Source organism: Shinella sp. GW835-FHT14H05 (genome assembly GCF_058793575.1).
Genome location: NZ_JBXAFY010000013.1, coordinates 1 through 26,107, shown reverse-complemented (window position 1 = coordinate 26,107; position 26,107 = coordinate 1). Strand labels below are relative to the sequence as shown.

27 protein-coding genes are annotated in these 26,107 nt (G+C 62.9%); 20 read left to right on the top strand and 7 right to left on the bottom strand.

Annotated features, from left to right (window positions below; genetic code table 11):
• Positions 1-169 precede the first annotated feature (169 nt).
• The 4 genes from bcsA to bcsN are packed head-to-tail and all read left to right on the top strand — an operon-like array spanning position 170 to position 7,631.
• A complete protein-coding gene (gene bcsA, locus AC1Q6Z_RS27610) occupies positions 170-2,425 on the top strand; it encodes a UDP-forming cellulose synthase catalytic subunit (RefSeq protein ID WP_492649919.1) in 2,256 nt (751 codons plus the stop codon).
• Entirely contained in the window at positions 2,418-4,763 is a 2,346-nt protein-coding gene (locus tag AC1Q6Z_RS27605) for a cellulose biosynthesis cyclic di-GMP-binding regulatory protein BcsB (RefSeq protein WP_492649918.1), read from the top strand. The genes bcsA and AC1Q6Z_RS27605 overlap by 8 nt, the downstream gene beginning before the upstream one ends.
• A complete protein-coding gene (locus AC1Q6Z_RS27600) occupies positions 4,760-6,703 on the top strand; it encodes a bacterial transcriptional activator domain-containing protein (protein ID WP_492649917.1) in 1,944 nt (647 codons plus the stop codon). The genes AC1Q6Z_RS27605 and AC1Q6Z_RS27600 overlap by 4 nt, the downstream gene beginning before the upstream one ends.
• A 7-nt stretch (positions 6,704-6,710) precedes the next feature.
• Complete coding sequence (gene bcsN / locus AC1Q6Z_RS27595) at positions 6,711-7,631, top strand: cellulose biosynthesis protein BcsN (RefSeq protein WP_492649916.1); 921 nt, start codon at positions 6,711-6,713, stop codon at positions 7,629-7,631.
• A 3-nt stretch (positions 7,632-7,634) separates the two neighbouring features.
• On the opposite strand, the gene AC1Q6Z_RS27590 is transcribed toward bcsN, so the two are convergent.
• On the bottom strand, positions 7,635-8,516 hold the full coding sequence (locus AC1Q6Z_RS27590) for a LysR family transcriptional regulator (RefSeq protein WP_327506294.1): 882 nt from the start codon (positions 8,514-8,516) through the stop codon (positions 7,635-7,637).
• Positions 8,517-8,621: 105 nt separating this feature from the next.
• On the opposite strand from AC1Q6Z_RS27590, the gene AC1Q6Z_RS27585 reads away from it, so the two are divergent.
• The 3 genes from AC1Q6Z_RS27585 (at position 8,622) to AC1Q6Z_RS27575 (ending at position 12,419) form a co-directional block, all read left to right on the top strand.
• Positions 8,622-10,118, top strand: a complete 1,497-nt coding sequence (locus AC1Q6Z_RS27585; RefSeq protein ID WP_130516252.1) for a CoA-acylating methylmalonate-semialdehyde dehydrogenase — start codon at positions 8,622-8,624, stop codon at positions 10,116-10,118.
• Between the two features lie 143 nt (positions 10,119-10,261).
• Entirely contained in the window at positions 10,262-11,353 is a 1,092-nt protein-coding gene (locus tag AC1Q6Z_RS27580) for a YjgN family protein (RefSeq protein ID WP_492649915.1), read from the top strand.
• Positions 11,343-12,419 carry a M48 family metallopeptidase gene (locus tag AC1Q6Z_RS27575; protein ID WP_492649914.1) on the top strand — a complete coding sequence of 359 codons (1,077 nt, stop codon included), beginning with the start codon at positions 11,343-11,345 and terminating at the stop codon, positions 12,417-12,419. The genes AC1Q6Z_RS27580 and AC1Q6Z_RS27575 overlap by 11 nt, the downstream gene beginning before the upstream one ends.
• 55 nt (positions 12,420-12,474) lie before the next feature.
• Here AC1Q6Z_RS27575 and AC1Q6Z_RS27570 read toward each other — a convergent pair whose 3' ends face one another.
• Positions 12,475-13,518, bottom strand: coding sequence for a Fe(3+) ABC transporter substrate-binding protein (locus AC1Q6Z_RS27570; protein ID WP_492649913.1), 1,044 nt, complete (start codon positions 13,516-13,518; stop codon positions 12,475-12,477).
• A gap of 197 nt (positions 13,519-13,715) precedes the next feature.
• Here AC1Q6Z_RS27570 and rirA point away from each other — a divergent pair, with 197 nt between their 5' ends.
• Positions 13,716-14,177 carry an iron-responsive transcriptional regulator RirA gene (rirA, locus tag AC1Q6Z_RS27565; RefSeq protein WP_256120668.1) on the top strand — a complete coding sequence of 154 codons (462 nt, stop codon included), beginning with the start codon at positions 13,716-13,718 and terminating at the stop codon, positions 14,175-14,177.
• 30 nt (positions 14,178-14,207) lie between these two features.
• Here rirA and AC1Q6Z_RS27560 read toward each other — a convergent pair whose 3' ends face one another.
• Complete coding sequence (locus tag AC1Q6Z_RS27560; RefSeq protein ID WP_256120667.1) at positions 14,208-14,615, bottom strand: response regulator; 408 nt, start codon at positions 14,613-14,615, stop codon at positions 14,208-14,210.
• A gap of 133 nt (positions 14,616-14,748) precedes the next feature.
• The gene (locus AC1Q6Z_RS27555; protein ID WP_435267663.1) at positions 14,749-15,465 is read right to left on the bottom strand and encodes a LuxR C-terminal-related transcriptional regulator; all 717 of its coding nucleotides are present in this window, start codon (positions 15,463-15,465) and stop codon (positions 14,749-14,751) included.
• A 491-nt stretch (positions 15,466-15,956) separates the two neighbouring features.
• On the opposite strand from AC1Q6Z_RS27555, the gene AC1Q6Z_RS27550 reads away from it, so the two are divergent.
• The 7 genes from AC1Q6Z_RS27550 to AC1Q6Z_RS27520 all read left to right on the top strand — a co-directional run bounded on the left by AC1Q6Z_RS27550 (position 15,957) and on the right by AC1Q6Z_RS27520 (position 22,232).
• Entirely contained in the window at positions 15,957-17,552 is a 1,596-nt protein-coding gene (locus AC1Q6Z_RS27550) for an ABC transporter substrate-binding protein (protein ID WP_492649912.1), read from the top strand.
• A 102-nt stretch (positions 17,553-17,654) separates the two neighbouring features.
• Positions 17,655-18,659: an ABC transporter permease subunit gene (locus tag AC1Q6Z_RS27545; RefSeq protein WP_256120664.1), complete on the top strand. Its 1,005-nt coding sequence runs from the start codon at positions 17,655-17,657 to the stop codon at positions 18,657-18,659.
• Positions 18,660-18,670: 11 nt separating this feature from the next.
• Positions 18,671-19,579, top strand: coding sequence for an ABC transporter permease subunit (locus AC1Q6Z_RS27540; RefSeq protein ID WP_256120663.1), 909 nt, complete (start codon positions 18,671-18,673; stop codon positions 19,577-19,579).
• On the top strand, positions 19,579-20,433 hold the full coding sequence (locus AC1Q6Z_RS27535) for an ABC transporter ATP-binding protein (protein WP_256120662.1): 855 nt from the start codon (positions 19,579-19,581) through the stop codon (positions 20,431-20,433). Before AC1Q6Z_RS27540 ends, AC1Q6Z_RS27535 begins: the two co-directional genes overlap by 1 nt.
• Complete coding sequence (locus tag AC1Q6Z_RS27530) at positions 20,430-21,260, top strand: dipeptide ABC transporter ATP-binding protein (RefSeq protein WP_256120661.1); 831 nt, start codon at positions 20,430-20,432, stop codon at positions 21,258-21,260. Before AC1Q6Z_RS27535 ends, AC1Q6Z_RS27530 begins: the two co-directional genes overlap by 4 nt.
• Before the next feature lie 32 nt (positions 21,261-21,292).
• The gene (locus tag AC1Q6Z_RS27525) at positions 21,293-21,781 is read left to right on the top strand and encodes a gluconokinase (RefSeq protein ID WP_435267683.1); all 489 of its coding nucleotides are present in this window, start codon (positions 21,293-21,295) and stop codon (positions 21,779-21,781) included.
• Between the two features lie 106 nt (positions 21,782-21,887).
• Positions 21,888-22,232, top strand: coding sequence for a RidA family protein (locus AC1Q6Z_RS27520; RefSeq protein ID WP_327506288.1), 345 nt, complete (start codon positions 21,888-21,890; stop codon positions 22,230-22,232).
• Positions 22,233-22,298: 66 nt separating this feature from the next.
• Here the strand turns inward: AC1Q6Z_RS27520 and AC1Q6Z_RS27515 are convergent, their stop codons facing one another.
• The gene (locus tag AC1Q6Z_RS27515; protein WP_256120659.1) at positions 22,299-23,099 is read right to left on the bottom strand and encodes a response regulator; all 801 of its coding nucleotides are present in this window, start codon (positions 23,097-23,099) and stop codon (positions 22,299-22,301) included.
• A 149-nt stretch (positions 23,100-23,248) separates the two neighbouring features.
• Here AC1Q6Z_RS27515 and AC1Q6Z_RS27510 point away from each other — a divergent pair, with 149 nt between their 5' ends.
• Complete coding sequence (locus tag AC1Q6Z_RS27510) at positions 23,249-23,446, top strand: NepR family anti-sigma factor (protein WP_256120658.1); 198 nt, start codon at positions 23,249-23,251, stop codon at positions 23,444-23,446.
• Between the two features lie 80 nt (positions 23,447-23,526).
• Here the strand turns inward: AC1Q6Z_RS27510 and AC1Q6Z_RS27505 are convergent, their stop codons facing one another.
• On the bottom strand, positions 23,527-23,787 hold the full coding sequence (locus AC1Q6Z_RS27505; protein WP_256120657.1) for a YMGG-like glycine zipper-containing protein: 261 nt from the start codon (positions 23,785-23,787) through the stop codon (positions 23,527-23,529).
• A 28-nt stretch (positions 23,788-23,815) separates the two neighbouring features.
• Positions 23,816-23,971 (bottom strand): DUF3309 family protein, encoded by a 156-nt coding sequence (locus AC1Q6Z_RS27500; RefSeq protein ID WP_256120656.1) that lies wholly within the window; start codon positions 23,969-23,971, stop codon positions 23,816-23,818.
• Between the two features lie 179 nt (positions 23,972-24,150).
• Here AC1Q6Z_RS27500 and AC1Q6Z_RS27495 point away from each other — a divergent pair, with 179 nt between their 5' ends.
• The 4 genes from AC1Q6Z_RS27495 (at position 24,151) to AC1Q6Z_RS27480 (ending at position 25,778) form a co-directional block, all read left to right on the top strand.
• Entirely contained in the window at positions 24,151-24,483 is a 333-nt protein-coding gene (locus AC1Q6Z_RS27495) for a hypothetical protein (protein ID WP_435267664.1), read from the top strand.
• Positions 24,484-24,565: 82 nt separating this feature from the next.
• Positions 24,566-24,763 carry a CsbD family protein gene (locus tag AC1Q6Z_RS27490; RefSeq protein WP_492649911.1) on the top strand — a complete coding sequence of 66 codons (198 nt, stop codon included), beginning with the start codon at positions 24,566-24,568 and terminating at the stop codon, positions 24,761-24,763.
• Between the two features lie 219 nt (positions 24,764-24,982).
• Positions 24,983-25,147 (top strand): DUF1328 domain-containing protein, encoded by a 165-nt coding sequence (locus AC1Q6Z_RS27485; RefSeq protein WP_023514833.1) that lies wholly within the window; start codon positions 24,983-24,985, stop codon positions 25,145-25,147.
• Between the two features lie 130 nt (positions 25,148-25,277).
• Entirely contained in the window at positions 25,278-25,778 is a 501-nt protein-coding gene (locus tag AC1Q6Z_RS27480; RefSeq protein ID WP_069059874.1) for a TIGR00645 family protein, read from the top strand.
• Positions 25,779-26,107 lie beyond the last annotated feature (329 nt).

Here is a 26,107-nt window from a genome sequence, read left to right as displayed (position 1 = left end):
ATTCCTAGAGTGGCGTAAACCCTTCATTTACCACGCTTTTGACCGCAGTCCCGATTTGGCACTGTATTAGGAATCCGTTGACCACTGAACCCTAGGGTCTGACCTGTTCCTGTGTGGAACCGGTCCGCATGACGCGCTGCCGCGATGCAAATGGGGTTTTCATATGCACATGACGTGCGTCAAGTGGCTGGCGGTTCCCGCTGGCATGTTCGGGCTGTTCCTTCTCTGGCTGCCGATCAGCCTCCAGGCCCAGCTTATTCTCTCCTTCGCCGTGCTCGGCGTGATGTTCCTGGCGATGACGCGCCCGGCCAACACCACCCTGCGGCTCGTCACCTTCACCTTTGCCGGCATCCTCGCCATGCGTTACGCCTTCTGGCGCACTACGGAGACGCTGCCGAGCATCTACGAGCCGCTCAACTTCATCCCCGGCCTGATCCTGTATCTGGCCGAGATGTACTGCCTCGCCATGCTGGCGATCAGCTTTTTCATGCTGGCCGATCCGCTGAAGCGCAAAACTCCGGAGCCGGGCGAGGCCGCAAGCCTGCCCACCGTCGACGTCTTCATCCCGTCCTATAACGAGGAGCCCGAACTGCTCGCCGGCACGCTCGCCGCGGCAAAATCGCTGCTCTATCCGAAGGACAAGCTGAACGTCTATCTGCTGGACGATGGCGGCACGGAGGCCAAGCGCAACCACAAGGACCCGCGCATCGCGATTGCCGCCATCCGCCGCCACGAGCAGCTGAAGGCGCTCTGTGCCTCGCTCGGCGTGCATTACCACGCCCGCAAGCAGAACGACCACGCCAAGGCCGGCAACCTCAACGAGGGCCTGAAGGTCTCGAACGGCGAACTCGTCGTCGTCTTCGACGCCGACCATGCGCCGGTGCGCGAATTTCTGCGCGAGACAGTCGGTTTCTTCCGCGAAGATAAAAAGTTGTTCCTCGTCCAGACGCCGCACTATTTCCTAAACCCCGATCCGCTGGAAAAGAACCTCCAGACCTTCGCGCGCATGCCGTCCGAAAACGAGATGTTCTATTCGATCCTGCAACGCGGGCTCGACAAGTGGAACGCCTCGTTCTTCTGCGGCTCGGCGGCGGTGCTGCGGCGTTCGGCGTTGGCGTCGGCGAATGGTTTCTCCGGCCAGTCGATCACCGAGGATTGCGAGACGGCGCTGGCGCTGCATTCCAAGGGCTGGCACAGCATCTATGTCGACAAGCCGCTGATCGCCGGCCTCCAGCCGGAGACCTTCGTGTCCTTCATCGGCCAGCGCGCCCGCTGGTGCCAGGGCATGTTGCAGATCCTCATCCTCAACCGGCCGTTCCTCGCCAAGGGCCTGACGCTCGCCCAGCGCATCTGCTATGCCGGCATCAACCTGTTCTGGCTGTTCCCGCTGTCGCGGCTCGCCTTCGTCTTCTCGCCGCTGCTCTACATCTTCTTCTCGCTGGAAATCTACCAGGCGAACATCCTCGAATTCGCCTCCTATGCAGTGACCTATCTCATCGGCTCCTTCGCCATGCAGAGCTACCTCTACGGTCGCGTGCGCTGGCCCTGGGTTTCCGAGCTTTATGAATATGTCCAGTCGGTGCTGCTCTTCGGCTCGATCCTCAGCGTGATCCGCAATCCGCGAAAACCCACCTTCAACGTCACCGCCAAGGGCCAGACGCTCGACCGCAGCATGCTTTCGCCGCTGGCACGGCCCTATTTCATCATCTTCTTCGTGCTCCTGGCCGCAGCCCTCTATTCCGGCTACCGCTTCCTGACGGAGCCGGTCGCGACCGAGCTTCTGACCATCGTCGCCGGCTGGAACCTCATCAATCTCGGCCTTGCCGGTGCGGCGCTGGGCGTCGTCGCCGAACGCCGCGAACTGCGCCGCAACCAGCGCCTGCCGGTCAAGCGCCATGCGCTGATGAAGATCGACGGCAAGCTCAACAACATCATCATCCAGGATGCGTCCTCCGGCGGCATCTCGGTGGAATTCGTCGACAAGGCGCCGGAGATCGACCTCGAAACGCCGCTGGAGGCGACGATCCAGCTTCGCCGCGCCGGCCAGATCATCGCCTTCGACGTGATCTGCCGCTCCAGCCGCACGGCCGGCGAGGGTGCCATCTACGGCTTCGCCTACAAAGAGCGCACGCCGGAGACCTTCATGGCGATCGCCGAGCTGATGTTCTCCGACCAGGCGGTCCTCCAGGAGCGGCTCGTGCGCCGTCAGGTGCGCCGCAGCTTCTTCTGGGGCACCTCGCGCTTCGCGCTGTGGAGCATCCGCGAGACGCTGCGCGCGCTGCAATATTCCGCCGGCCTCATCCGCGAAAGCGCCGTCAAATCCTTCGCCGACGCGCCGATCGTGGTGAAGGAAAACAATGCCCAGATCCCCGGCCGCGCCGTCGAGCTGCCGCCGGTCCTCACAGGAACCCAAGCCTATGGCTAAGACATCTCTCCTCGCAATGCTGGGCCTTTCCCTCCTCGTCGCCTCGGCCGGTGCCGGCCGGGCGGAAGGGCTGGTGGCCGATAGCGTCAAGCCGCTGCTCGAAGGCACGGCGTTGTCCGGCGGTCTGCTTCCCGAACCCATAGAGACGAAGAAGGCCGAGCAGGCGGCGGACAAGACCCTCGTGCCCTTCGAACAATCGGCGGATGCCTACACGCTTGCCGGCGAGGACGATGTCGCGACCTTAACTTTCGCGCTGGATGGCCCGCAGGTCTCTGCCGGCGGCACGCTGAACCTTGCCTATATCAATGCCGTCTCCGTGCTGCCCGATACGGCGAAGATGGATGTCGAGGTGAACGGCCGGGACGTCGGCAGCTTCGCCATCGCCTCGCCGAACGGCACGCTGACGGAGAAGATCGTCGTCGCCTCCGAATTCCTCAAGGCCGGCCGAAATGTCGTGCGCATTCGCGCCCGGCAGCACCATCGGGTGGATTGCTCGCTCGATGCGACCTATGAGCTCTGGACGAAACTCGATCCCGCATCGAGCGGTTTCGCCACCAGCGCCGCGTCCGGCTTTGCCGATTTCGACAGCCTGCTGGCCGTCCGCCGCAATGCGGCGCAGCGCACGGATGTCCGCATCGTCGTTCCTGGTGCCTTGAACGCCGAGGTACTGAACGAGGTCGCGCCCGTCCTGCAATCGCTCATGCTCTTCCTGAACCGGGATGATGTGAGCGTCTCGGTTGCGGATAAGCCGGGCACCGGCCCGGGCATCGATCTCGTCATGGCGATGGACCGCGGCGGCGCCGCAACGCTTTCCAAGCTCGGTCTTTCGAGCGCTCCGCGCGGCCTTTCCGTCCAGTCCGGCACTACCGCGGACCGGGCGACGGTCGTCCTGCGCGCCGCCAATCTCAATGACGTCAATGCTGCCGTGCTTGCCGCCGTGAAGGGGCCGCTTGCCGATGGACTGAAGTCCGGCATCTTCGAGAAGGGCATGGGCGTGCTTGCGGTCGATGCCGGCGAACGGCGCACGCTGAAGGAGGCGGGCTACGAGACCCGCGTCTTCTCCGGCCGCCTGTCGCGCACCGATTTCGCCGTCGAAATGCCGGCGGATTTCTACGCCGCCGAATATGCGACGCTCGACCTTCGCCTGCATGCCGCGACCTCGCCGGGCCTTGACCAGGCCGCCCAGCTCCTCGTGCGCGTCAATGACAAGGTCGTGAAGAGCTACCCGTTCCGCAACCGCGAGGGCGAACAGTTCGACGGCAAGCGCATCGAACTGCCGCTGCGCGCCTTCCGCCCCGGCGTCAACCGCATCGAACTGCTCGCCGAACTGCCAGTCGCCGCCGATGCCGCCTGCCGGCCGGAGGAGCGTGACGACGGCAAGCCGCGTTTCATCCTGCTCGATACGACGGCGATCGAAGTTCCGGCACTCGCCCGCGTCGGCCGGCTTCCCGATCTCGCAGCACTTGCCGGCAAGGCCTACCCCTATGGCGGCGGCAAGCCCTTCGATCTCGTCATCGACCGGGCGGACAGCCAGTCGGTCGGCGCCGGCCTCACCCTGCTGTCGCGCCTCGCCCTTTCGGCCCGTGCGCCGCTGACCGCGAAGATCGCCATCGGCACGCCCACGGAAGGCACCGGCCGCGATGCGCTCGTCGTCTCGTCGCAGAACGATTTCGCCGAACTCGGCGCCACCGACAAGGCATCCTTCCCGAGTGAAACGGATATCAGCGCCTCCGTCGCAGCCCTGCTGGAACCCGATCCGGTCGTCACCGCATCGGTCTCGGACACCGCCACCGGCAACGAGACCGCCGACCTGCTGCAAGCCTTCCACAATTCGACGGCGGCCGGCGAGGGCGACCTGTCCTTCGGCTCGCGTGCACAGCTCTGGCTTTCCGCCGCCACGAAGAATTTCGGCCGCTGGCTGAGCTACCAGGGGGACGACACCGCGCGTGTCGCGCCGCATGGCGCCGGTTCGCTGGTGACCCTCTCGCAGATGCGCTCGCCCGACGGCCTCTCCACCTGGACGGTGATCAAGGCGAGCGCGCCGCGCGATATCGAGGCGGGCGTGAACCGGCTCGTCGAGCCCGTTATCTGGCGCGATCTCGATGGCGGCACCGCCACGATCGAGACGGCGAGCCTGTCGCTCGTCAGCCTGCCTGCCGCTGATCGCTACATCGCCGATCTCCAGGATCGCAGCCCCGGTAACCTGCGCCGCGTCGCGGCCGCCTGGTTCTCCGACAATTTCCAGATCTACGTGCTGCTCGTGCTCGCCTGCCTCGGCATCTTCGCCGTCTGGCTCGGCATCACGGTGCCGCGCAAGGGCGTGAGGTCCGACCGATGAGAGCGATTTTCCTTATCCCCCTGCTGCTCGGCTCCTCGGCGCTGGCCGGCGAAAGCAAACCCGGCCCCGGTGAGGTCGAGCTGGCGGCACTCTATTATTATGCCGAACAGAAGCAGCAGGATCGGCTGGAGGCCGAGACGAACCGGCTTCGGCTGAAATATCCGGATTTCGTCGTGCCCGCCGACGTCTATTCGCCGCCCGCCCGGCAGGTGGACGAAAGCACCCTCTGGGCGCTCTACGAGAAAAACGACTTCCTCGGCATCGATGCCGAGATCGGCCGCCGTCAGTCGGAAAATCCGGAATGGCGCCCAAGCGAGGATTTTTCCGGCAAGCTCGCCCGCCGCAAGCAGCGCGTCGACATGATGGCCGCCACCGCCCGCAAGGACTGGATGGGCGTCATTGAAGCCGCCAAGACGCTCGATCCATCGAGCGAGACGGAAGTCGATCTCGTCTGGATGCTGCTGGATGCCTATGCGCAGACCGGCGCCAAGGACGCGCTGACCAATGTCTATCGCGGCCTGCTCTTCCGCGAGGGCGACAAGCGCCTGCCGGACCAGCAGCTCCTGACAACCCTGCAGAAATCGACGCGCGATTTTTCGGCCGGGGACGTGCGCAAGGCGATGGGCCTGCTTGCGACCTCGCCGATGCTCCAGGCCGGCCTGCAGCCCGTCGAACTGGACCTGACCCGCAAGGAGGTCGCCGATTTCAACGCCGACGAGAAGCGCCAGACGCCGATCGGCGAAGGCGAGGTCGGCAAGCTGCGTCTGGCTGCGGAAAAGGGCGACCGCCCCGAAGACCTCGCGCTGCTCGGCTGGTATGACCTGAAGCTCAAGGCGCCGGAGAGCGCCGAGCGCTGGTTCAAGGCGGCGCTCGTCAAGCATCGTGACGAGAACGACGCCAAGGGCCTCTACCTGTCGCTCGCCGCGCAGAACAAGCAGGACGAGGCCTACGCCGTTGCGGAACAGTATCTGGAGGACCTTTCGGGCGATCCGGAATTCCTGATGAACGCGCTGTCGTTGCGCTTCTCCAAGCCCGACCAGCCGGATGCAGACGTGAAGACCGTCACGGCCTATAGCAACGCCATCCTCGCGACGTCGAATGCCGATCATGCGGAAATCCTCGCCTGGTACGCCTATAATTCCCGCCAGTACGAGGCCTCGAAGGCCTGGTTCGCGAAGTCGATCGATTGGGAAAGCGCGCCGGTGCGGGTCAAGGGCCTGGCGCTCAGCCTGCTGCGGCTCGGCGAGAAGAAGGACTATGCGGCGCTCGAAGGCGAGTATCGCGACATCTACCCGGATATCTGGGCGGAGATAAAGGTCGCGACCCCGCCAAAGGGCCGCCGCAGCATCGCCATCGACATGCCAGTCGCCTCCACCGGCGGCAGCACCGGCTATCTCGCGCATTTCAAGGCGAAGCGGTTCAGCGCCTGCATAGAGGACATTTCCGCGATGGAAGCGCGCGGCGCGGTATCCTCGGATGCCATGCTCATCAAGGGCTGGTGCCATCTCGGGCTGAACCGGCTTGCCGATGCGCGTAACGCCTTCGAGGCGGCGCTTGGCAACGGTCGCACGCAGGCCGATGCCGCCTATGGCGCCGCACTCACCCTGCTGCGCGGCCGCCTGACGGATGATGCCGAGGCGATGATCGGCATGTATGCGCTCTCGGAAAAGCGGGATCGCGAGGTGCGGGCCGAAATCTACTTCCAGCGCGCCCGCTCGGCCTTCGATCACAAGCAGTACCAGCGCGTGCTCGATGCGTTGAATGCGCGCGCAGGCCTCGTCGCCGAACCCGCCGATCTCAGCCAGTTGCGCGGCTGGGCGCATTATCATCTCGGCCACCGTGCCGAGGCGCAGGCCGTCTTCGCCCGGCTGAACACGCATCTCTATGACCCGGCGGCCGCGCGCGGCCTCGCCATCTCCTCCGATTACCCCACCCGATAGGTTTTTCATGCGCTGGCTGCTTTTCGCCGCACTTCCGTTCCTCGCCACCGGCTGCACCGCGGTGCACGACCCGTTCCTCGAAACGGGCGCCATCCGGCCGGATGCGCCGCCGATCTCGACAGAAGTGTCGCCGGAATTCGCGGCCGCCTATCTGCCGTCGATCTCCGGCCGCATCGAAAGCGTGCGCCAGACGGTGCGCGGCGAATTTTTCGAACAGGCGATCGTCTATTCCAACGCAACGGCATCCGCCGGTGAAAATGTGCTCACCGTGCGCATCGGCACGCCCTCCGAAGGCGTGACCTTCCTGCGCGCTCCGACACGCCGCGCCATCCTCGCCGAGATGCGACAGGCGTTGCCCGGCGTCGCCATGATGATCGACGCCGCGCCCGGCCAGAACATGCACGGCATCTACGGCTATGCCACCGGCCCGCTCGGGAAATCCGGAAGCTGCCTCTACGCCTGGCAGTTCGCAAAGCGCGTCTCGCCGGTGCGCGAAACGGCGATGGGCCGGATGGGGGCCGGCAATTATTCTGCGCAGGTGCGCCTGCGCTTCTGCCATCCCACCATGCCGCAGGAACGCATCGCATCGCTGATGGCCGGCATGCGGCTGAAGCCGGTGACGCGCGATACGTTCGACATGCTGAGCTATGCCGGCGGCAGCGGTTATGGCCGCAGCCAACCGGTGCTCACCCGCGCCGAGCCCGTGGCGACCGTCGAGGATGATGTCGAGGTCCGCAGGCCAAAACGTCGCGTGGTGGAGGAGAAGCGGGCGGAGGAGCCGGCCATCATCCGCAATGCCGTGCGCGTTCCCCTGCCGGGCGAGGCCACGCAGGAAAAGGTGAAAGTGGCGGTTGTCGAAAAGCCGGTGGAAGAGGCAGCGGTGAGCGCGCGGGCGAAAAGGGCGCTGGTGCCGCTGCCCGGCGAGTAAGCCTCAGAGAAAGATCTCGTGCTCCTGCCGCACGAGTTCCTGCACGAATTCCGCAACGGTGCGAACGCGCACGAGATCCCGCGCGCTCTCGTGCCAGGTCGTCCAGTAGGCGCGGCGGATCGCGTTGGCGGGCAGCAGGCGGACGAGTTCGCCGTACTGCCGGGCGATATAATCGTGCAGGATGCCGATGCCGGCGCCGGAGCGCACGGCTTCCGTCTGGCCCGTCGCGCTGGAAATCTCGAAGCTCGCATCCCAGCTGCGCATGATCTCGCCGGTGAAGTTGAGCGAGGCCGTGAAGATCAGGTCTTCCACATAGCCGACCCGTCGATGCGCCTTCAAGTCCTCGACGGTCTCCGGCGTGCCGTGTTCCGCAAGGTAGTCGCGCGAGGCATAGAGCCCGAGCGTATAGTCCGTGAGCTTCGAGGAGACGAGGCGGCCCTGTTCCGGCCGCTCCAGCGTGATCGCGATATCCGCCTCGCGCTGCGACAGCGAGAAGGAGCGCGGCACCGGCACGAGTTGGATCTTCAGTTCCGGATGCCGCGCCGTCAGCCGCCCGAGCCGCGGTGCCAGAAAGGAAACGCCAAAACCATCCGGCGCGCCGACGCGCACGGTGCCGGCGACGGCGGTGTCGATACGGCCGATGCTCGCCTGCGCCGCCAGCATTTCCGTCTCCATCCGCTCGGCCGCGCGCAAAAAAACCTCGCCTTCCGCCGTGAGGTCGCAGCCATTGGTGCGGCGGATCAGGAGGCGCGTCTTCAGCGCTTCCTCCAGCGCGCTGACACGCCGGCTGAGTGTTGCATGGTTGACGCCGAGGCGGCGGGAGGCGGCGAGGATCTGGCCGGTGCGGGCAACCGCGAGGAACATGCGTGCGTCATCCCAGTTCATACCGGCCTCCGACTTCAATTTTTGCACAACGGTTCCTTATATGAGGTGATTGAGTTGTGCAAATTGAAGTGCGATGATCCTCTCACAACAACGGAGGAGCTCCCCATGTACGAGATCGGCCATTTCATCCACGGCAAGAAGGTCGCCGGCACCAGCGGCCGCACCGCGAACGTCTTCAACCCGGCGACGGGCGAAGTCCAGGCGACGGTGGCACTTGCCAACGATGCCGACCTGCAGGCCGCAATCGACAGCGCGCTTTCCGCGCAGCCGAAGTGGGCCGCCACCAACCCGCAGCGCCGCGCCCGCGTCTTCATGAAGTTCGTCGAGCTTCTGAACCAGAACATGGACGAATTGGCCGTTCTGATCTCCCGCGAGCACGGCAAGACGGTCGAGGATTCGAAGGGCGACGTTATCCGCGGCCTGGAAGTCTGCGAATTCGTCATCGGCATCCCGCACCTTTCCAAGAGCGAATTCACCGAAGGCGCCGGCCCGAACATCGACATGTATTCGATCCGCCAGCCGGTCGGCATCGGCGCCGGCATCACGCCCTTCAACTTCCCGGGCATGATCCCGATGTGGATGTTCGCGCCCGCCATCGCCTGCGGCAACGCCTTCATCCTGAAGCCTTCCGAGCGTGATCCGTCCCTGCCGATCCGCCTTGCCGAACTGATGATCGAAGCGGGCCTTCCGGCCGGCATCCTCAACGTCGTCAACGGCGACAAGGGCGCGGTCGACGGCATCCTGGCGCATCCGGATATCGCCGCCGTTTCCTTCGTCGGCTCCACGCCGATCGCCCGCTACGTCTATGGCACGGCCGCCGCGAACGGCAAGCGCGCCCAGTGCTTCGGCGGCGCGAAGAACCACATGATCATCATGCCCGATGCCGACCTCGACCAGGCCGCCAACGCCCTCATGGGCGCTGGCTACGGCTCGGCCGGCGAGCGCTGCATGGCGATCTCGGTTGCCGTCCCCGTTGGCGAGGAAACCGCCAACCGGCTGATCGAAAAGCTGACGCCGATGATCGAGAGCCTGCGCATCGGCCCCTATACCGATGACAAGGCCGACATGGGTCCGGTCGTCACCAAGGAAGCCCAGGCCCGCATCCTGAGCCTCATCGACAAGGGCGTGGAAGAAGGCGCCAACCTCGTCGTCGACGGCCGTGGCTTCAAGCTCCAGGGTTATGAAGACGGCTATTTCGTCGGCGGCTGCCTGTTCGACAACGTCACGCCGGACATGGAAATCTACAAGACCGAAATCTTCGGCCCGGTTCTGTCCGTCGTGCGCGCCAAGAACTACGAGGAAGCCCTCGACCTGCCGATGAAGCACGAATACGGCAACGGCGTCGCGATCTACACCCGTGACGGCGACGCGGCCCGCGACTTCGCCAGCCGCATCAACATCGGCATGGTCGGCGTCAACGTTCCGATCCCGGTTCCGCTCGCCTACCACTCCTTCGGCGGCTGGAAGTCTTCGTCCTTCGGTGACCTCAACCAGCACGGCACGGACTCGATCAAGTTCTGGACCCGCACCAAGACGATCACCAGCCGCTGGCCGTCGGGCATCAAGGACGGCGCCGAATTCGTCATGCCGACGATGAAGTGATGCTTCTTTGCTGATGGAATTGAAGGGGCTCCCGTTTCGGGGGCCCTTTTTGCATTGCCGATTTTTTGTGCTTTGCGAAGAATAGCCGGCTAGCCCGGCCCGTTAAGCCCTCGTGTTCTATGCATTTGGAAGGGGCAAACAATATGTCATTCGCAGCATCTGCGCAGCCCGCCGCACAGGCGAGCGGCTTTCACCGGATTACGTTCACCGGCAGGGCGTCTGAATATTTCGGCATCTGGATCGTCAATGTGCTGCTGACGATCATCACGCTCGGCATTTATTCGGCCTGGGCGAAGGTGCGCCGCAATCGATATTTCTACGGCAATACCGTGCTGCTTGGCCGGTCCTTCGAATACCATGCCAAGGGCCTGCAGATTCTCATCGGCCGCCTCATCGTGCTCGGCGGTTTCGTCGTGCTCAACGTGATCGCAGCTCTCGTGCCGATCCTTGTACTGCTGCCCACCCTCGTCGTGCTGATCGCGCTGCCGTGGCTCGTTGCCAAGGGCCTGCGCTTCTCCGCGCGCGTCACGAGCTACCGCAACGTGCGCTTCGATTTCGTCGGCGGTGCCGGTGGCGCCTTCAAGGCCTTCATCCTCGGCAGCCTGCTCGCCGTCATCACCATCGGCATCCTGACACCGCTCGCCAGCCGCTGGGTCTCGCGCTACGTCGGCTCGAACCTGCGCTACGGCGGCAAGGCCTTCGATACCGATCCGCAGCTCGGCGCTATCTACAAGTCCTGGTTCCTGTCGCTGCTCATCGTCGTGCTTGGCCTCGGCATCATCGCGTTGCTGGCCTTCATCAACCTGCCGATCATCCTGTCGATGATCGAGACGCCCGGCGCGCTGACGCCGGAGCAGCAGATCCCGCTCTTCATCGCGGGCACGATCGCCTATATCACGCTCTTTGCCACCTTCGGCATTGCCGGCCTGTTCTACCGGGCGGGCGTGCGCAACATCGCCTATTCCGCCACGACCTTCGATGGCCAGCATCGGCTGATGAGCGACGTCTCGCGCACCCGCTACACCTGGATCGCCATTTCCAACGTCCTGATCACCATCCTCACCTTCGGCCTGATGCGGCCCTGGGCGGCGGTGCGCATGGCGCGTTATACCTGGGAGCACACCGGCATCACCTTCACGGGCGATATCGGCGAGCTGTTCAGCCGGATCGAGGCCCAGGGGTCGGCCGTCGGTTCCGAATTCATGGACTTCGAAGGGTTCGATTTTGGCTTCTGAGAATGTTGCCATCGCCGGTGGAGATTGGCATCCCGCCGGTTCCAGCCGCTCGGTCGAGGCTCGCCTCGTCGAGCGGGCCGGCGAGATCGTCGCCGTGCCGGCGGGGGGCGACAAGCCCCTTGCCGGCGCCGGCCTCTCCTGGGTGGAGATTTCCAGTCGTGTCGGTGCCATCCCGCGCCGCGTGACCTTTCCGGACGGTTCGGTCTTCGAGACCTGGGACAATGACGGCATCGACCGCTATCTCGCCGCGCGCGGCAAGGGCGGTGCCGGCATCGTGCACTGGCTGGAGCAGTTCAAGCTCCGTCTCATCCTCATCGTGCTCGCCGCCTTCCTGCTTGGCGGCGCGGTCTATCGCTGGGGCGTGCCGGCCCTCGTCGAAGTCGCCATCCTGACGACCCCGCCGATCGTGCCGCAACTGATGGCACAGGGCACGCTGGAGGCGCTCGACCAGACGACCTTCTCGCCAACCAAGCTTGCCGAAGCACGCCGCAAGGAAATCGCAGACGGCTTTGCACGCATCGCCGCGCAGTCGCCGCGCGGTGCCGGCGCCTATAACCTCAATTTCCGCGATGGCGGCCTGATCGGCCCGAACGCCTTCGCGCTGCCGGATGGCACGCTGGTCATCACCGACCAGCTCGTCGAGCTGGCGGCCGGCGACACCGAGATGATCGTCGGCGTGCTGGCGCACGAGATCGGCCATGTCGAGCTGGAGCACAGCCTGCGCCAATTCTACCGGGCCGCCGGCATGACCGGCCTCATCATGCTGATCGCCGGCGATGTCGGCTCCAGCGTCGAGGACGTGCTGGTGCAGGGTGGTGGCCTGCTGGCGCTGTCCTATTCGCGCAGTGCGGAAGCCGAGGCCGACCGGCGGTCGGTGGAGCTGATGGCCAAGGCGGGCTACGACCCGACGGCGATCGCCCGCTTCTTCGGCCTCCTGGAGGAAAAGCTCGGCGACAAGGGCGACACCAACATCCTCTCCACCCATCCGGGCACGCCACAGCGCAAGAAGGACATCATCGACTACAGCCGGATCATTTCCGGCCAGTCGGATCCGGACCTGCAATGAAATGAAAACGGCGGCCATCGGCCGCCGTTTCCTTTGAGTGCTTTAAAGCCGTGGCTTACTGCGACGGGCCGTCGTTGTAGCCGATCTTGTCGACCAGCTCGGAGGCCTTTTTGCGGTTGGCCGCGATGTCGATGAGCGGCAGTTCGTCGGCCTTCAGTGTGCCGAAGGACTTCACCACGTCGGAGGGCTCGGCACCCGGCAGGACCGGATATTCGTAGACCTGCTCGGCATAGATCTGCTGCGCGGTGCCGGCCGACAGGAATTCCATCAGCTTCAGCGCATTGTCCTTGTTCGGGGCGTTCTTGGCGAGCGCCATGCCGGAGACGTTGACGTGGCTGCCGCGGTCGCCGGCGTTCGGGAAGAGCACCTTGATGGCGGCGGCCCAGTCCTTCTGCTCCGGCTCCTTCTCGTTGGTCAGCATCAGGCCGACATAGTAGGAGTTGCCGAGCGCCAGGTCGCATTCGCCGGCAAGGATGGCCTTGGCCTGGTCGCGGTCGCCGCCGTCCGGCTTCTTGGCGAGGTTGTTCTTCAGGCCCGTCAGCCATTCTTCGGCCTTCGCTTCGCCGTGATGGGCGATCATCGAGGCGGTCAGGCCGATATTGTAGGAATGCTGGCCGTCACGGGTGCAGATCTTGCCCTTCCACTTCGGGTCGGCAAGCTCTTCATAGGTGATTTCGTTCTGCGCGACACGGTCCTTCGAGGCATAGACGACGCGCGAGCGCGTGGTGAGGCCGAACCAGTTGCCGTCCGGATCGCGATACTGCGCCGGGATGTCCTTGTTGATGACCTCGCTCACGACGGGCTGCGTCACGCCGCCGTCCTTGGCTTCGGTCAGGCGCGCGATATCGACCGTGAAGATGACGTCGGCCGGCGAGTTCGCGCCTTCAGCCTGGATGCGCTCGACAAGGCCCTTGTCGAGGAACAGCACGTTGGCGGTGATGCCGGTTTCCTTGGTGAACGCATCGAGCAGCGGCTTGATCAGGTCCGGCTGGCGATAGGAATAGATGTTGACTTCACCTTCCGCATGCGCGGGCAGCGCAAGCGCCAGGGCGGCGGTGGAAAGCGTGAGGGCGGTGAGGGCGTTCTTGAGCAGTGGCATAGTGTCCTCCTGAGTGCATTTATTCTTAACTGCTAAAGTCGTGTTTAGCGGCTTGCCCCTCGCAGTCAACCATGTCACCACTGGCATAACATGATTGTGATTTTCCGCTTTTCTGAAATTGCGCGTTTTTGGAATTGTTCTAAACGACGATCTGCCCTATATGTGATGCCTATCAAAACCCGGATTCGGAGTTCCCGATGCGTTTGACGAAACAAACCAACTATGCCGTGCGCATGTTGATGTACTGCGCGGCGAATGGTGGAAAGCTCAGCCGTATTCCGGAAATCGCCAAGGCCTATGGTGTCTCGGAACTTTTCCTGTTCAAGATCCTCCAGCCTTTGACGAGGGCCGGCATCATCGAGACCGTGCGCGGCCGCAACGGCGGCGTGCGCCTGCCCAAGCCCGCAAGCGAGATCACCCTGTTCGACGTCGTGCGGGTGACGGAAGATTCCTTCGCCATGGCCGAATGTTTCGAGGCCGGCGAGGTCGAGTGCCCGCTGGTCGATAGCTGTGGCCTCAACTCGGCGCTGCGCAAGGCGCTGAACGCCTTCTTCGAAGTGCTTCAGCAGTACACGATCGACGATCTCGTCAAGGCACGCCCGCAGATCGGCATGCTTCTCGGCCTGGAAACGGCCTTCGTCCAGCAGCCCGCTGCCTGAGCGACCGGCGCCCGACAAATGGCGCCGCGTTCATTCCCCGGCGCTGACGTCGCGCTTTACATATTCCTGCAGAATGAATTCGATGGCCGTCGGATCGAGCTCGGCCTTGTCGATGCGGAAGTCTACGCCGTAGTCGTCGATCTTCTGGAAATAGGCGTCGTTGATCGACGACGAGATGACGCCGATCGGGCCGATATAGCCAACGCGCCGGAGCTCCGGCACCGTCTCGCGAAAATCCGCCTGTGGCTGCAACCGGTTGTCCATCAGGATCATGTCGAGCGGCACGCCGGACGAGCGGATGAAATCGAGCGCGCCTTCCACCGTTTCCACATAATCGAGCGTGATCGCATAGCTTGCGACCTTGCGCATCAACGCGCTGAGGATGACGTTTTCCGCAGGATCGTCATCGACGAGCAGGATATGCACTTTTGCTGTCATGGCCGTAGCTGAACCTGGTTGCATCAAAGAGGCTGCCGGCCTCGAAAAACCGCCGTTACTCTCATCCAGACCGCGGCCATTAACAAGTCCCTAACTCTGCTATCGGTGGCACGGCGCAGGTGTTTTATGAGCGTCATTGAATAATCTGCTCGCGGATCGCCTTGGCGACCATCTGCGTGCGGTTCACCACGTCGAGCTTCTTGAGGATCGTTGCCGTGTGCGAGTTCACCGTATGCTCGGAAACCGAGACGATGAGCGCGATCTCGCTCGCCGTCTTGCCGTAGGATATCCAGCGCAGGATTTCCGTCTCGCGCGGCGTCAGGCCCATGCCGGCCTTGTTGGCGAGCACCTGGCGGTAGAAATAGTCGAAGGCGCAGTTCGCCTCGTAGGCGATTTCCAGATGTTCGGTGCGGCCGATATCCTCGCCGTCGCCAAGGAACAGCACGACATAGCGCGTGCCGGCGATGGAGTGCACAGGGATAGCGAGCGCCATGTCGAAGCCGATCTGGTCGAGGAAGTCGACGCCTGCAGCGCCGTTTTCCGGCGCGTCGGTGCCGAGCCATACGGTCGAGATGGTCGACTTGTAGAAGCTCTTGAAGATTGCGGAATCGTTGATGCGGTGGCGCTTGTCGTAGGTCTCGGCAAGGCCTGCTGGCAGGTCGTGCAGCACGAGGCGGCTCGAAAGCATGCTGGTCTCGTGCTCGTTGGCGAGCTGCAGCACGCCGAAATGCTCGAACCCGTAGCGCAGCGCCATCGTGTGGAAAATACGAAAGAAGTCGACGCGATTGAGAGCTTTCTCAAGATCGCTTTCGAAGCCATATCGCCGGTAATGTTTGTTCAACACAGGCACGTGGTCTCTACCCCCGGATTCCACGCGTGCAAATCTAGCGCCGCAATCTCTGGCGGCAAAGGGTTTTACCGGACAATTTCGCGAAGAGCGGACACTTTTTTGCCATCCGCTTGCCAAGATGCTGAAAATATTGGGAAAAAATGTAAGGGAGGTTGCCCTTCGCTTTTGACGTTTCGCTCCGCCGCCACGGTGCGAAACAGCGAAGGGCAGCCTCCCTTGCCTCGATGTCCGAATATGGCACGCCTGCCGTGTCGTCGCCATCGGGGCAGGTGGGGATTGACAGGTCCCACGGTGCCTGATTCGCGGCACTTTTGAAGGCGTTTCTAATGCTGTGGAGAATAATGTTCCGTGGTTTTTTCCGTTTGGACAAATTTGTTCGCGGACTTATTGCAATCCTGCGGCAAATGTCGTTCCATCCCCGCAAGGCCGGGGCAGGAAATGCACCCGAGCCCGCAACAAGAGAACAAAAAAGCAAACCTGGGAAGCTCACTATGAAAAAGCTGACTACTCTTCTCGCAGCGACGGCGCTTGCCTCACTGATGGCAACGGCCGCCTGGTCGAAGACCTTCGTCTATTGCTCGGAAGCCTCGCCGGAAGGTTTTGACCCCGGCCTCTATACGGGCGGTCAGACCTTCGACGCAGCTGCACACACGGTCTATAACCGTCTGGTGGAATTCAAGCGCGGCACGACGGAACTCGAACCCGCGCTGGCTGAGAGCTGGGAAATTTCGGCAGACGGCAAGGAATACACCTTCAAGCTCCGCAAGGGCGTCAAGTTCCAGACGACCGAGTATTTCACGCCGACGCGTGAGCTGAACGCCGACGACGTCATCTTCTCCTTCGAGCGCCAGTACAAGGCCGACAACCCGTGGAACAAGTACGTTCCGGGCGCGTCCTGGGAATACTTCTCCGGCATGGGCCTGCCGGATGTTCTCGACAAGATCGAGAAGATCGACGACCTGACGGTCAAGATCACGCTGAAGCGTCCCGAAGCGCCGTTGCTGGCGAACCTCGGCATGCCCTTCATCTCGATCGTCTCGAAGGAATATGCCGACAAGCTTCAGGCTGACGGCAAGATGGAGCTGATGAACCAGCAGCCGCTCGGCACCGGTCCGTTCACCTTCGTCGCCTACCAGCCGGATGCGGCGATCCGCTACAAGGCCAACCCGGACTACTGGGGCGGCAAGCAGAAGATCGACGACCTGGTCTTCGCGATCACCACGGATGCAGCCGTTCGCGCGCAGAAGCTGAAGGCCGGTGAATGCCACCTGATGTCCTACCCGAACGCGGCTGACGTGGCCGAGCTGAAGGCCGATCCGAACCTGCACATCTCCGAGCAGGCCGGCCTCAACGTCGCCTACCTCGCCTACAACACGCTGGTTGCACCCTTCGATAAGGTCGAGGTCCGCAAGGCCCTCAACATGGCGATCAACCGCCAGGCCATCGTCGACGCTGTCTTCCAGGGCGCGGCAACGGTTGCCAAGAACCCGATCCCGCCGACCATGTGGTCGTATAACGACGCCGTCGTCGACGACGCGTTCGATCCGGAAGCCGCCAAGAAGATGCTCGAAGACGCTGGCGTTTCGGGCCTCAAGATGAAGATCTGGGCCATGCCGGTCGCGCGTCCCTACATGCTGAACGCCCGCCGTGCAGCGGAACTGATGCAGGCCGACCTCGCCAAGATCGGCGTCGAAGTCGAGATCGTCTCCTATGAATGGGCCGAATACCTGAAGCTCTCCTCCGCCAAGGACCGCGACGGCGCGGCTATCCTCGGCTGGACCGGCGACAACGGCGACCCGGACAACTTCCTCGACACCCTGCTCGGCTGCGACGCTGTCGGCGGCAACAACCGTGCGCAGTGGTGCAACAAGGAATTCGACGACCTGATGACGAAGGCGAAGGAAACCGCCGACGTTGCAGAGCGCACGAAGCTCTATGAAGAGGCCCAGGTCATCTTCAAGCGCGAAGCGCCCTGGAACACCCTCGACCACTCGCTTGCCGTCGTTCCGATGAGCAAGAAGGTCTCGGGCTTCGTACAGTCGCCGCTCGGTGACTTCGTGTTCGAAGGCGTGGACATCGCCGAGTAATATCGGCTACGAAAAAGGCACGCCGCAAAGAGCGTGCATTGGCCGGCGGCTCGAAGACATTCGAGCCGCCGGTTTTTCACAAAAAAGAAGGGATTGGCTCCCATGTTTCGCTTTATCTTCGGACGGCTCGCCGTCCTGATACCCACGTTCCTCGGGGTATCGCTCATCGCGTTCTCCTTCATTCGACTTCTGCCGGGCGATCCGGTCATGCTGATGTCGGGCGAACGCGTCATGTCTCCGGAACGGCATACCGAGCTCATGCACCAGCTCGGCCTCGACCGGCCGATGTACATCCAGTATTTCGACTATCTCGGCGGTCTTCTGACGGGCGACTTCGGTTCGTCCATCGTCACCAAGCGCCCGGTGCTCGACGATTTCGTCAACCTCTTCCCGGCAACGCTGGAGCTCTCGCTCTGCGCCATCATCGTCGCCATCGCGCTCGGCATTCCCGCCGGCGTGCTCGCCGCGGTGAAACGGGGGACCTGGCTCGACCAGTCGCTGATGGGCGTCGCCCTCGTCGGCTATTCGATGCCGATCTTCTGGTGGGGGCTGCTGCTCATCATCTTCTTCTCCGGCTATCTCGGCTGGACGCCGGTCTCGGGACGCATCTCGCTGATGTACTTCTTCCCGCAGGTCACCGGCTTCATGCTGATCGACAGCCTGATCTCGGGGCAGGCGGGCGCGTTCAAGTCGGCGCTCAGTTACCTGATCCTGCCGACCGTCGTGCTCGCGACGATCCCGCTCGCCGTCATCGCGCGCCAGACCCGTTCGGCCATGCTCGAAGTGCTGGGTGAGGACTATGTCCGCACCGCGCGCGCCAAGGGCCTGTCGCCGTTCCGCGTCATCGGCGTGCATGCGCTGCGCAACGCGATGATCCCCGTCATCACCACGATCGGCCTTCAGGTCGGCGTGCTGCTCGCGGGCGCCATCCTCACCGAGACGATCTTCTCCTGGCCTGGCATCGGCAAGTGGATGGTCGACAGCGTCTTCAAGCGCGACTATGCCGTGGTGCAGGGTGGCCTGATGCTGATCGCCGCCGTCATCATGATCGTCAATCTCGTGGTCGACCTGCTTTACGGCTGGGTCAACCCGCGAATCCGGCATTAGGAGGCGATCTCATGAGTGCTGTTCCAACCACCACCGAAGTCAAGACGGGCGGCAAGCCGCCGTCGGGCCTCTCCGAATTCTGGTTCTATTTCTCACGCAACAAGGGCGCCGTCATCGGCCTCGTGTTCTTCGTGATCATCCTGTTCGTCGCGGTCTTCGCGCCCTTCGTCGCGCCGCACGCCCCGAGCAGCCAGAACCGCGAACTGCTTCTCCTGCCGCCGGTCTTCCAGGAGGGCGGCATGTGGGGGCACATTCTCGGCACCGACGCCGTCGGCCGCGACATCCTCTCGCGCCTCATCTACGGCGCGCGCTTCTCGCTCTTCATCGGTCTCGTCGTCGTGACGCTGTCGGTGGTCTCGGGCGTGCTGATCGGTCTCATCGCGGGTTATTTCCGCGGCAAGGTTGACACGTTCATTATGCGCATCATGGATATCATCCTGGCCTTCCCCTCGCTGCTGCTCGCCCTCGTGCTGGTGGCCGTTCTGGGGCCGGGCCTGCTCAACGCCATGATCGCCATCTCGCTCGTCAACCAGCCGCATTTCGTGCGCCTGACGCGCGCGGCCGTCATGACGGAAAAGACCAAGGACTATGTCGTCGGCTCGCAGGTTGCGGGCGCCGGTACGCTTCGCCTGATGTTCCTGACGATCCTGCCGAACTGCCTCGCACCGCTCATCGTGCAGGCGACGCTCGCGTTCTCGGCGGCGATCCTTGATGCTGCGGCGCTCGGCTTCCTCGGCATGGGCGCCCAGCCGCCGACGCCGGAATGGGGCACGATGCTTGCCGAAGCGCGCGAATTCATCCAGCGCGCCTGGTGGGTCGTGACCTTCCCCGGCCTTGCCATCCTCATCACCGTGCTGGCTATCAACCTGATGGGTGACGGCCTGCGCGACGCCCTCGATCCCAAGCTGAAGAGGTCGTGATGCCGCTTCTCGAAGTCAAAAACCTCACCGTCGAATTCCAGACGGCCTCCGGTCCCTTCCGCGCCGTGGATGGCGTTTCGCTCAAGGTCGACGAGGGCGAAGTGCTCGCCATCGTCGGCGAATCCGGTTCGGGCAAGTCGGTCTCCATGCTCGCCGCCATGGGGCTTCTGCCCTGGACGGCGAAGGTGACGGCCGACGTGCTCACCTTCAACGGTCGCGACATGCAGGCCATGTCGGACAGCGACCGGCGCAAGATCATCGGCAAGGACATCGCCATGATCTTCCAGGAACCGATCGCCAGCCTCAATCCGTGTTTCACGGTCGGCTTCCAGATCGAGGAGGTGCTGCGCGTCCACACCGATCTCGGCCGCAAGGCGCGCCGCGATCGCGCAATCGAGCTCTTCCAGTCGGTCGGCATTCCGACCCCGGAAGAACGCCTCGGCCACTTCCCGCACCAGATGTCGGGCGGCCAGTGCCAGCGTGTGATGATCGCCACGGCCCTTGCCTGCAATCCGAAGCTCCTGATCGCCGACGAGCCGACGACCGCGCTCGACGTAACGATCCAAAAGCAGATCCTCGACCTCCTGATGAAGCTCCAGGCCGAATATGGCATGGGCCTCATCATCATCACCCATGACATGGGGGTCGTGGCCGAAACGGCAGACCGCGTCATCGTGCAGTACAAGGGCCGCCAGATCGAATCGGCCGATGTGCTGTCGCTCTTCGAAAATCCGAAGAGCGTTTACACCAAGGCGCTGCTGTCCGCGCTTCCGGAAAACGCGGTGGGCGGACGCCTGCCGACGATCACGGAAAAGCTGACCGACGCCGAGATTTTTGCGGGAGCTTTGCGATGACCCCTGTTCTCGAAGCGCGCAACCTCAAGCGCGACTATCACATCCCCGGCGGCCTGTTCAAACCGGCCAAGACTGTTCACGCCGTCAAGGGCGTGAGCTTCAACGTCGAAGAGGGCAAGACGCTCGCCATCGTCGGCGAAAGCGGCTGCGGCAAGTCCACGGTCGCCCGCATGGTCACGATGATCGACCCGATCACCGAGGGCGAAATGCTGATCGACGGCCGCAAGGTCGATATCGCCAGCGAGCCGCTGACCTCCGAAATGCGCAGCAAGGTGCAGATCGTCTTCCAGAACCCCTATGGCTCGCTGAACCCGCGCAAGAAGATCGGCGACATCCTGACGGAACCGCTGGTCATCAACACCAAGATCCCGGCGGGCGAGCGGCGCGACCGCGCCATGGCGATCCTCAAGAAGGTCGGGCTGGAGGAGAAACATTACGGGCGCTACCCGCACATGTTCTCCGGCGGCCAGCGCCAGCGCGTGGCGATTGCCCGTGCGCTGATGCTCAATCCGCGCCTGCTGGTGCTCGACGAGCCGGTCTCCGCGCTCGACCTGTCGGTGCAGGCCCAGGTGCTGAACCTACTCGCCGACCTTCAGGACGAGTTTCACCTGACCTACGTCTTCATCAGCCACGACCTCTCGGTCGTGCGCCACATCGCGGACGACGTGATGGTGATGTATTTCGGCGAGGCGGTGGAATATGGCAGCCGCGACCAGGTCTTCGAGGACCCGCAGCACGCCTATACGAAAACCCTGTTCGCCGCGACGCCGCGGGTCGACGTGGACGCCATCCGCGCCCGCATCGAACGCCGCAAGCGCGCGGCCTGAGACCAACGCTCGTGACACGCGCGATCGTCGTCATGGGCGTTTCCGGTTGCGGCAAGACCTCGGTCGCCGAGGGCCTTGCCGCAGCGCTTCCCGCCGCCTTCATCGAGGGCGACAGCCTGCACCCGGCCGCCAATGTCGAAAAGATGTCCAAGGGCATCCCGCTCGACGACGAGGACCGCTGGCCCTGGCTCGATACGATCGGCCGCGCCATGGCCGAGACCTTGAACGACGGCAAGAGCGTCGTGGTTTCCTGCTCGGCCCTCAAGAAAGCCTACCGCGATCGTCTGCGCCAGGCCGCCGGCGGCACGCTCGCCTTCGTCTTCCTCAAGGGCAGCCGAGACCTGCTGATGGCCCGCATGGCGGCGCGGCGCGATCATTTCATGCCTGTCAGCCTGCTCGACAGCCAGCTCGCCACGCTGGAGGACCCCTCCGGTGAACCCGGCGTCGTCACCGTCGATATCGACGCCTCCGTCGAGGCGATCGTCGCGGATGCGTTCGACGGATTGGCCGCCCTCCGCTAGCCGTCGTCGGAATTTGCCGGCCTGCCACTGGCGTCGCCGGGCATGGCCCCGTATAGACGGCACACCGCTTTCGCGGGAAATTTTCTAGACCTGACAGGAACGACACATGGACATCAAACGCTTTGAAACCGGCCCGCGCATGAGCCAGGCCGTCGTGCACAACGGAACCGTCTACCTGGCCGGTCAGGTCGGCGAGGCGGGTTCCGATGTCACCGAGCAGACCAGGCAGGCGCTGGCCGAAGTCGACCGCCTGCTGGCGCTCGCCGGCACGGACAAGACCCGCATCCTCTCCGCCCAGGTCTGGCTTGCCGACATGGCGGATTTCTCCAAGATGAACGCCGTCTGGGACACCTGGGCGCCGCAAGGCCACACGCCCGCACGAGCCACCGGCGAATCCAAGCTCGCCACGCCGGATTACCTGGTCGAAGTCATCGTCGTCGCCGCGCTCTGATCAGCGCCGTACGGCTGAAACGGAAAAGGCCCGCTTGCGCGGGCCTTTTTGTTGCCGTCTCGCCTGTCAGGCCGATTTGGACAGCCGCGCCTGTTCGTCGAAGAACAGCGCCTGGCTGATCAGCGCCTTCACCATATCGGGGTTGAACGGCTTCGTGACGAGGAAGGCCGGTTCAGGCTTCTCGCCGGTGAGCAGCCGTTCCGGGAAGGCGGTGATGAAGATCACCGGGATCGTGCTGTTCTTCAGGATGTCGTTGACCGCGTCGATACCCGACGAGCCGTCGGCAAGCTGGATATCGGCAAGCACCATGCGCGGCGAGGTGCGGTGATAGAGCTCGACCGCCTCGGAATGCGTGCGCGCGATGCCCGTCACATTGTGGCCGAGACCCTTCACCATGTCCTCGATGTCCATGGCGATCAGCGGCTCGTCCTCGATGATCATGATGTCGGTCGCGACCTGGCTGGAGATGTCGCGCGACGCCTCGTCGAGCAATTCGCTGAAGCGCTCTTCGGAAACATCGAGAATGTCGGCGCCTTCGGAAAAATCGAAGCCCTCGACGGAGACCAGCAGGAAGGCCTTGCGCTCGGCCGGCGGCAGGTTAGCGAGGTTTGCGGCGGCCTGCCGCTCCCAGCCGAAGGGAGACGTGTTGACCGGCAGCGTCACGTCGAGGTTCTCGAACAGCGTGCAATAGAGCCGATAGAGCGCCAGACGGTCGTTGCGACCCTCCGGATAAAGCGAAATATCGGCGACGAGCGCTTCGAGCATGGCGGCGACATAGGCGTCGCCGGACGTCTGGGAGCCCGTCACGGCACGGGAAAACCGCCTCAGATAGGCTAGATGCGGTGCGATACGGGTGGAAAGTGACATTTAGTTCTCCGTGAATATGTTCCGCATCGGAACCGTTTCCGCTAGAGTTCACTATACGGAAACCTATTGGTAGCATGCTAAGTCAAACTTGCTATTTGGTATCTTGGGCAAAAGGAAGATAGCGGGCAGCACGCGATGGAAACAAGACCATGATCGAGCCCAGCAAGGAAAAGAAACGCGTTGGTCGGGATGCGCCGCACAAGGCTGCGTTCGACCCGAACGGTCCGATCGGCCGCAAGCTGAAATCTTTCTACGACGTCATCGAGACGGAGCCTGTGCCAGATCGCATTCTGGACCTGTTGGGAAAACTCGACGAGGCGGAGGAAAAGGCCAAGCGCGGTTCCTGAACGCATCCATCCATTCCAGTTCATGACATCAAGAAACGGGCCGTGAGGCCCGTTTCGCGTTTCGATCGACCGGCTGCCTGTCAGCGGCAACGTGCTTCGTAGCGGCGGCCGTAGCGGTCGCGATAGATGCAGTAGCCATTGCGGTCAGAGCGGGCGACGAGATAGCCCGCCACGCCACCAATGGCAGCACCTGCAAGCGCGCCGCCGGCACGGCCGGTCACGACGCCGCCGATAATGGCACCCGTGCCAGCACCAATCGCGGTGCCGCGTTCAGTCTGGGTGCAGGCGGTGAGGGTGATGGTGGAGGCGACGAGGGCAAGCGCGATGATGGTGTTCTTCATTGTTGCGGCTCCTGGAATGGTTGTGGGATCAGATACGTCCCATAAGGACGAGGATGAGAAGGATAAGGACGATCAGGCCCAGACCGCCGGACGGGCCATAACCCCAGCTGCGGCTGTATCCCCAGTTCGGCAATGCGCCGACCAGAAGCAAAATCAAAATCACGAGGAGTATGGTGCTGAGCATCTGCGCTTCCTTTCACGTCCACTTCGCTATCGAGCGATGGGCCGACAACGGGCCGCAACGGATTTTGTTCCCGAAAATGTGACAGCGACGTCATGAGGGCGGCCCGGAACTTTCCGGCCCGTGCCTCCGTTGTTTTGTCCGACACGACGGGTCTGGCCCGAAGGTGATGGAGACATGAAATGGAACATATAGCCGCAATCATGCTTTTGGTCGGCTGCAGCCATGGCAGCCTCGCCTGTGAAGAACTGCAAGCGCCCCAGGTGGCGTTCGAATCCATGGAAGAATGTCAGAGCGCGCTGCCATCGGCGCTCGGTGGCGCCGGTGCCAGCAGGCGCATCGTGCATGCCCGATGCGCGGCAATTGATCCGGCCTGGATCGAAGAAGACGTTGAGATCAGCTGGACCATGACCCGACAAGGTCTCGAGGTCGACGTGCGCCAGGTAAGTCCGCCAGCAGAGGGCGTCATCGTTGCCGAAAACACCAAAACAGACGGTCGTCCCGTCATGCATTGAGCAAATCGGGAACCTTTTTCAGGCTGAACGGTTTTCCTCTCGTCAACGCCACGGCGTTCCAAGGAACTGAAAGGACAGCGACATGAACTGGGATATCATCGAAGGCAAGTGGACCGAATACAAGGGCAAGGCCCAGACCCAATGGGGCAAGCTTACGGATGACGATGTCGATGTCATCCAGGGCCGCCGGGTTGAGCTTTCGGGCAAGATCCAGCAGCGCTACGGCCTCGCCAAGGAGGAGGCCGAGCGGCAGATCGACGATTGGGCGCAGCGTCACTAATGCCATGACCGCCTGAATCGGAAACGATTTGGCAAGAATTGCGCAAAGTAGATGTCCGCGACCACATCGGTCACCGCTCATGCCGCCGCAGCCGAAAGGCCGCGGCGGCATCGTTTTATGGAAAAGTCGGTCGTTACAAAACAGTTTTATTCCATAAAACGTCCGGGAACCTTTCCCACCGTCCGCCGTTCTTCAAGCAATACAAGGAAGGAGTTCAAAATGCTCTATTATGCTGTAGTCTTTCTCGTGATTGCGCTCGTCGCCGGCCTGCTCGGCTTTGGTGGTATTGCCGGTGCATCCGCCGGTATTGCGCAGATCCTGTTCTTCGTCTTCCTGGCCCTTCTGGTCCTGTCGCTGATTGCGGGCCTGTTCCGTCGGGCATAAGGATGATGTGTCCTTGAAAGGGCGGCGTTTGCGGACGCCGCCCTTTTTGCGTCTACCGCGCAGGCCTTGCGAGGCTTTGGAGCATTGGTTAATCAGCGCTTAATCATGCCGAATCCTTGGAGCCCAATTTATGAAATCCCTCGAACTGCTGGTTGAACGCATCATCCTGTCGAGCCGCTGGATCCTAGTGGTCTTCTATCTCGGCCTCGTCGCCGCCCTTGCCGTCTATGCGGTGTCGTTCCTTTACAAGTTCGGCAAGGTTGCGATGAACGTCTTCGTCTTCGACGATGCGGAGATGATCCTCGCCATGCTCGGACTGATCGATGCAGCGCTCGTCGCAAGCCTGATCCTGATGGTGATGATCGCCGGCTACGAAAATTTCGTCAGCCGCTTCGACGAGGCGGAGGCGGATGTCTCCTTCCTCGGCAAGCTAGATTCCGGAAGCCTGAAGATCAAGGTCGCATCCTCCATCGTCGCGATCTCGTCGATCCACCTGCTGCAGGTCTTCCTCAATGTGCAGCAATATACGGACACCAAGCTGATGTGGCTGACCTTCATTCACCTCGCCTTCGTGGTTTCGGCCGTGCTGCTCGGTTTCCTTGAACAGATCATGTCCAAGCTGAAGGGCTGAAAGCCTTGCCAAGACCGGCAGGGGAGGGCGCCGCGGATATCCGCTGGCGCCCTTTTCTTTATGCGCAAAGTCAAGCGAAACCGTCGGGCTTTCCCCGACATTCTCGTTATGCACCGGGTGCCTTTGAGGTACCGCGGCGCAATATCGGCCTCTCGCCCCACTGTTTGACCATCTGGACAAAGTTTTGCGCAGTGATTTGGGCTTTGCGAGGGGGCTTCGAGGGCCTTTCAGTCTCTACAAAACAAGAAACCCCTATCTTTTCAACACGTTGTCACTTTTTTGATTTTTCTTGTTTTGAGCTGTTGACGATCTCATGTGGGTGGGCTTAT

What these genes read in the sequence shown, in the direction of transcription:
- bcsA (WP_492649919.1), top strand. Translation starts at nt 170, where the DNA reads ATGACGTGCGTCAAGTGGCTGGCGGTTCCCGCTGGCATGTTCGGGCTG.
- AC1Q6Z_RS27605 (WP_492649918.1), top strand. Translation starts at nt 2,418, where the DNA reads ATGGCTAAGACATCTCTCCTCGCAATGCTGGGCCTTTCCCTCCTCGTC.
- AC1Q6Z_RS27600 (WP_492649917.1), top strand. Translation starts at nt 4,760, where the DNA reads ATGAGAGCGATTTTCCTTATCCCCCTGCTGCTCGGCTCCTCGGCGCTG.
- bcsN (WP_492649916.1), top strand. Translation starts at nt 6,711, where the DNA reads ATGCGCTGGCTGCTTTTCGCCGCACTTCCGTTCCTCGCCACCGGCTGC.
- AC1Q6Z_RS27590 (WP_327506294.1), bottom strand. Translation starts at nt 8,516, where the DNA reads ATGAACTGGGATGACGCACGCATGTTCCTCGCGGTTGCCCGCACCGGC.
- AC1Q6Z_RS27585 (WP_130516252.1), top strand. Translation starts at nt 8,622, where the DNA reads ATGTACGAGATCGGCCATTTCATCCACGGCAAGAAGGTCGCCGGCACC.
- AC1Q6Z_RS27580 (WP_492649915.1), top strand. Translation starts at nt 10,262, where the DNA reads ATGTCATTCGCAGCATCTGCGCAGCCCGCCGCACAGGCGAGCGGCTTT.
- AC1Q6Z_RS27570 (WP_492649913.1), bottom strand. Translation starts at nt 13,518, where the DNA reads ATGCCACTGCTCAAGAACGCCCTCACCGCCCTCACGCTTTCCACCGCC.
- rirA (WP_256120668.1), top strand. Translation starts at nt 13,716, where the DNA reads ATGCGTTTGACGAAACAAACCAACTATGCCGTGCGCATGTTGATGTAC.
- AC1Q6Z_RS27560 (WP_256120667.1), bottom strand. Translation starts at nt 14,615, where the DNA reads ATGACAGCAAAAGTGCATATCCTGCTCGTCGATGACGATCCTGCGGAA.
- AC1Q6Z_RS27550 (WP_492649912.1), top strand. Translation starts at nt 15,957, where the DNA reads ATGAAAAAGCTGACTACTCTTCTCGCAGCGACGGCGCTTGCCTCACTG.
- AC1Q6Z_RS27545 (WP_256120664.1), top strand. Translation starts at nt 17,655, where the DNA reads ATGTTTCGCTTTATCTTCGGACGGCTCGCCGTCCTGATACCCACGTTC.
- AC1Q6Z_RS27540 (WP_256120663.1), top strand. Translation starts at nt 18,671, where the DNA reads ATGAGTGCTGTTCCAACCACCACCGAAGTCAAGACGGGCGGCAAGCCG.
- AC1Q6Z_RS27535 (WP_256120662.1), top strand. Translation starts at nt 19,579, where the DNA reads ATGCCGCTTCTCGAAGTCAAAAACCTCACCGTCGAATTCCAGACGGCC.
- AC1Q6Z_RS27530 (WP_256120661.1), top strand. Translation starts at nt 20,430, where the DNA reads ATGACCCCTGTTCTCGAAGCGCGCAACCTCAAGCGCGACTATCACATC.
- AC1Q6Z_RS27525 (WP_435267683.1), top strand. Translation starts at nt 21,293, where the DNA reads ATGGGCGTTTCCGGTTGCGGCAAGACCTCGGTCGCCGAGGGCCTTGCC.
- AC1Q6Z_RS27520 (WP_327506288.1), top strand. Translation starts at nt 21,888, where the DNA reads ATGGACATCAAACGCTTTGAAACCGGCCCGCGCATGAGCCAGGCCGTC.
- AC1Q6Z_RS27515 (WP_256120659.1), bottom strand. Translation starts at nt 23,099, where the DNA reads ATGTCACTTTCCACCCGTATCGCACCGCATCTAGCCTATCTGAGGCGG.
- AC1Q6Z_RS27510 (WP_256120658.1), top strand. Translation starts at nt 23,249, where the DNA reads ATGATCGAGCCCAGCAAGGAAAAGAAACGCGTTGGTCGGGATGCGCCG.
- AC1Q6Z_RS27505 (WP_256120657.1), bottom strand. Translation starts at nt 23,787, where the DNA reads ATGAAGAACACCATCATCGCGCTTGCCCTCGTCGCCTCCACCATCACC.
- AC1Q6Z_RS27500 (WP_256120656.1), bottom strand. Translation starts at nt 23,971, where the DNA reads ATGCTCAGCACCATACTCCTCGTGATTTTGATTTTGCTTCTGGTCGGC.
- AC1Q6Z_RS27495 (WP_435267664.1), top strand. Translation starts at nt 24,151, where the DNA reads ATGGAACATATAGCCGCAATCATGCTTTTGGTCGGCTGCAGCCATGGC.
- AC1Q6Z_RS27490 (WP_492649911.1), top strand. Translation starts at nt 24,566, where the DNA reads ATGAACTGGGATATCATCGAAGGCAAGTGGACCGAATACAAGGGCAAG.
- AC1Q6Z_RS27485 (WP_023514833.1), top strand. Translation starts at nt 24,983, where the DNA reads ATGCTCTATTATGCTGTAGTCTTTCTCGTGATTGCGCTCGTCGCCGGC.
- AC1Q6Z_RS27480 (WP_069059874.1), top strand. Translation starts at nt 25,278, where the DNA reads ATGAAATCCCTCGAACTGCTGGTTGAACGCATCATCCTGTCGAGCCGC.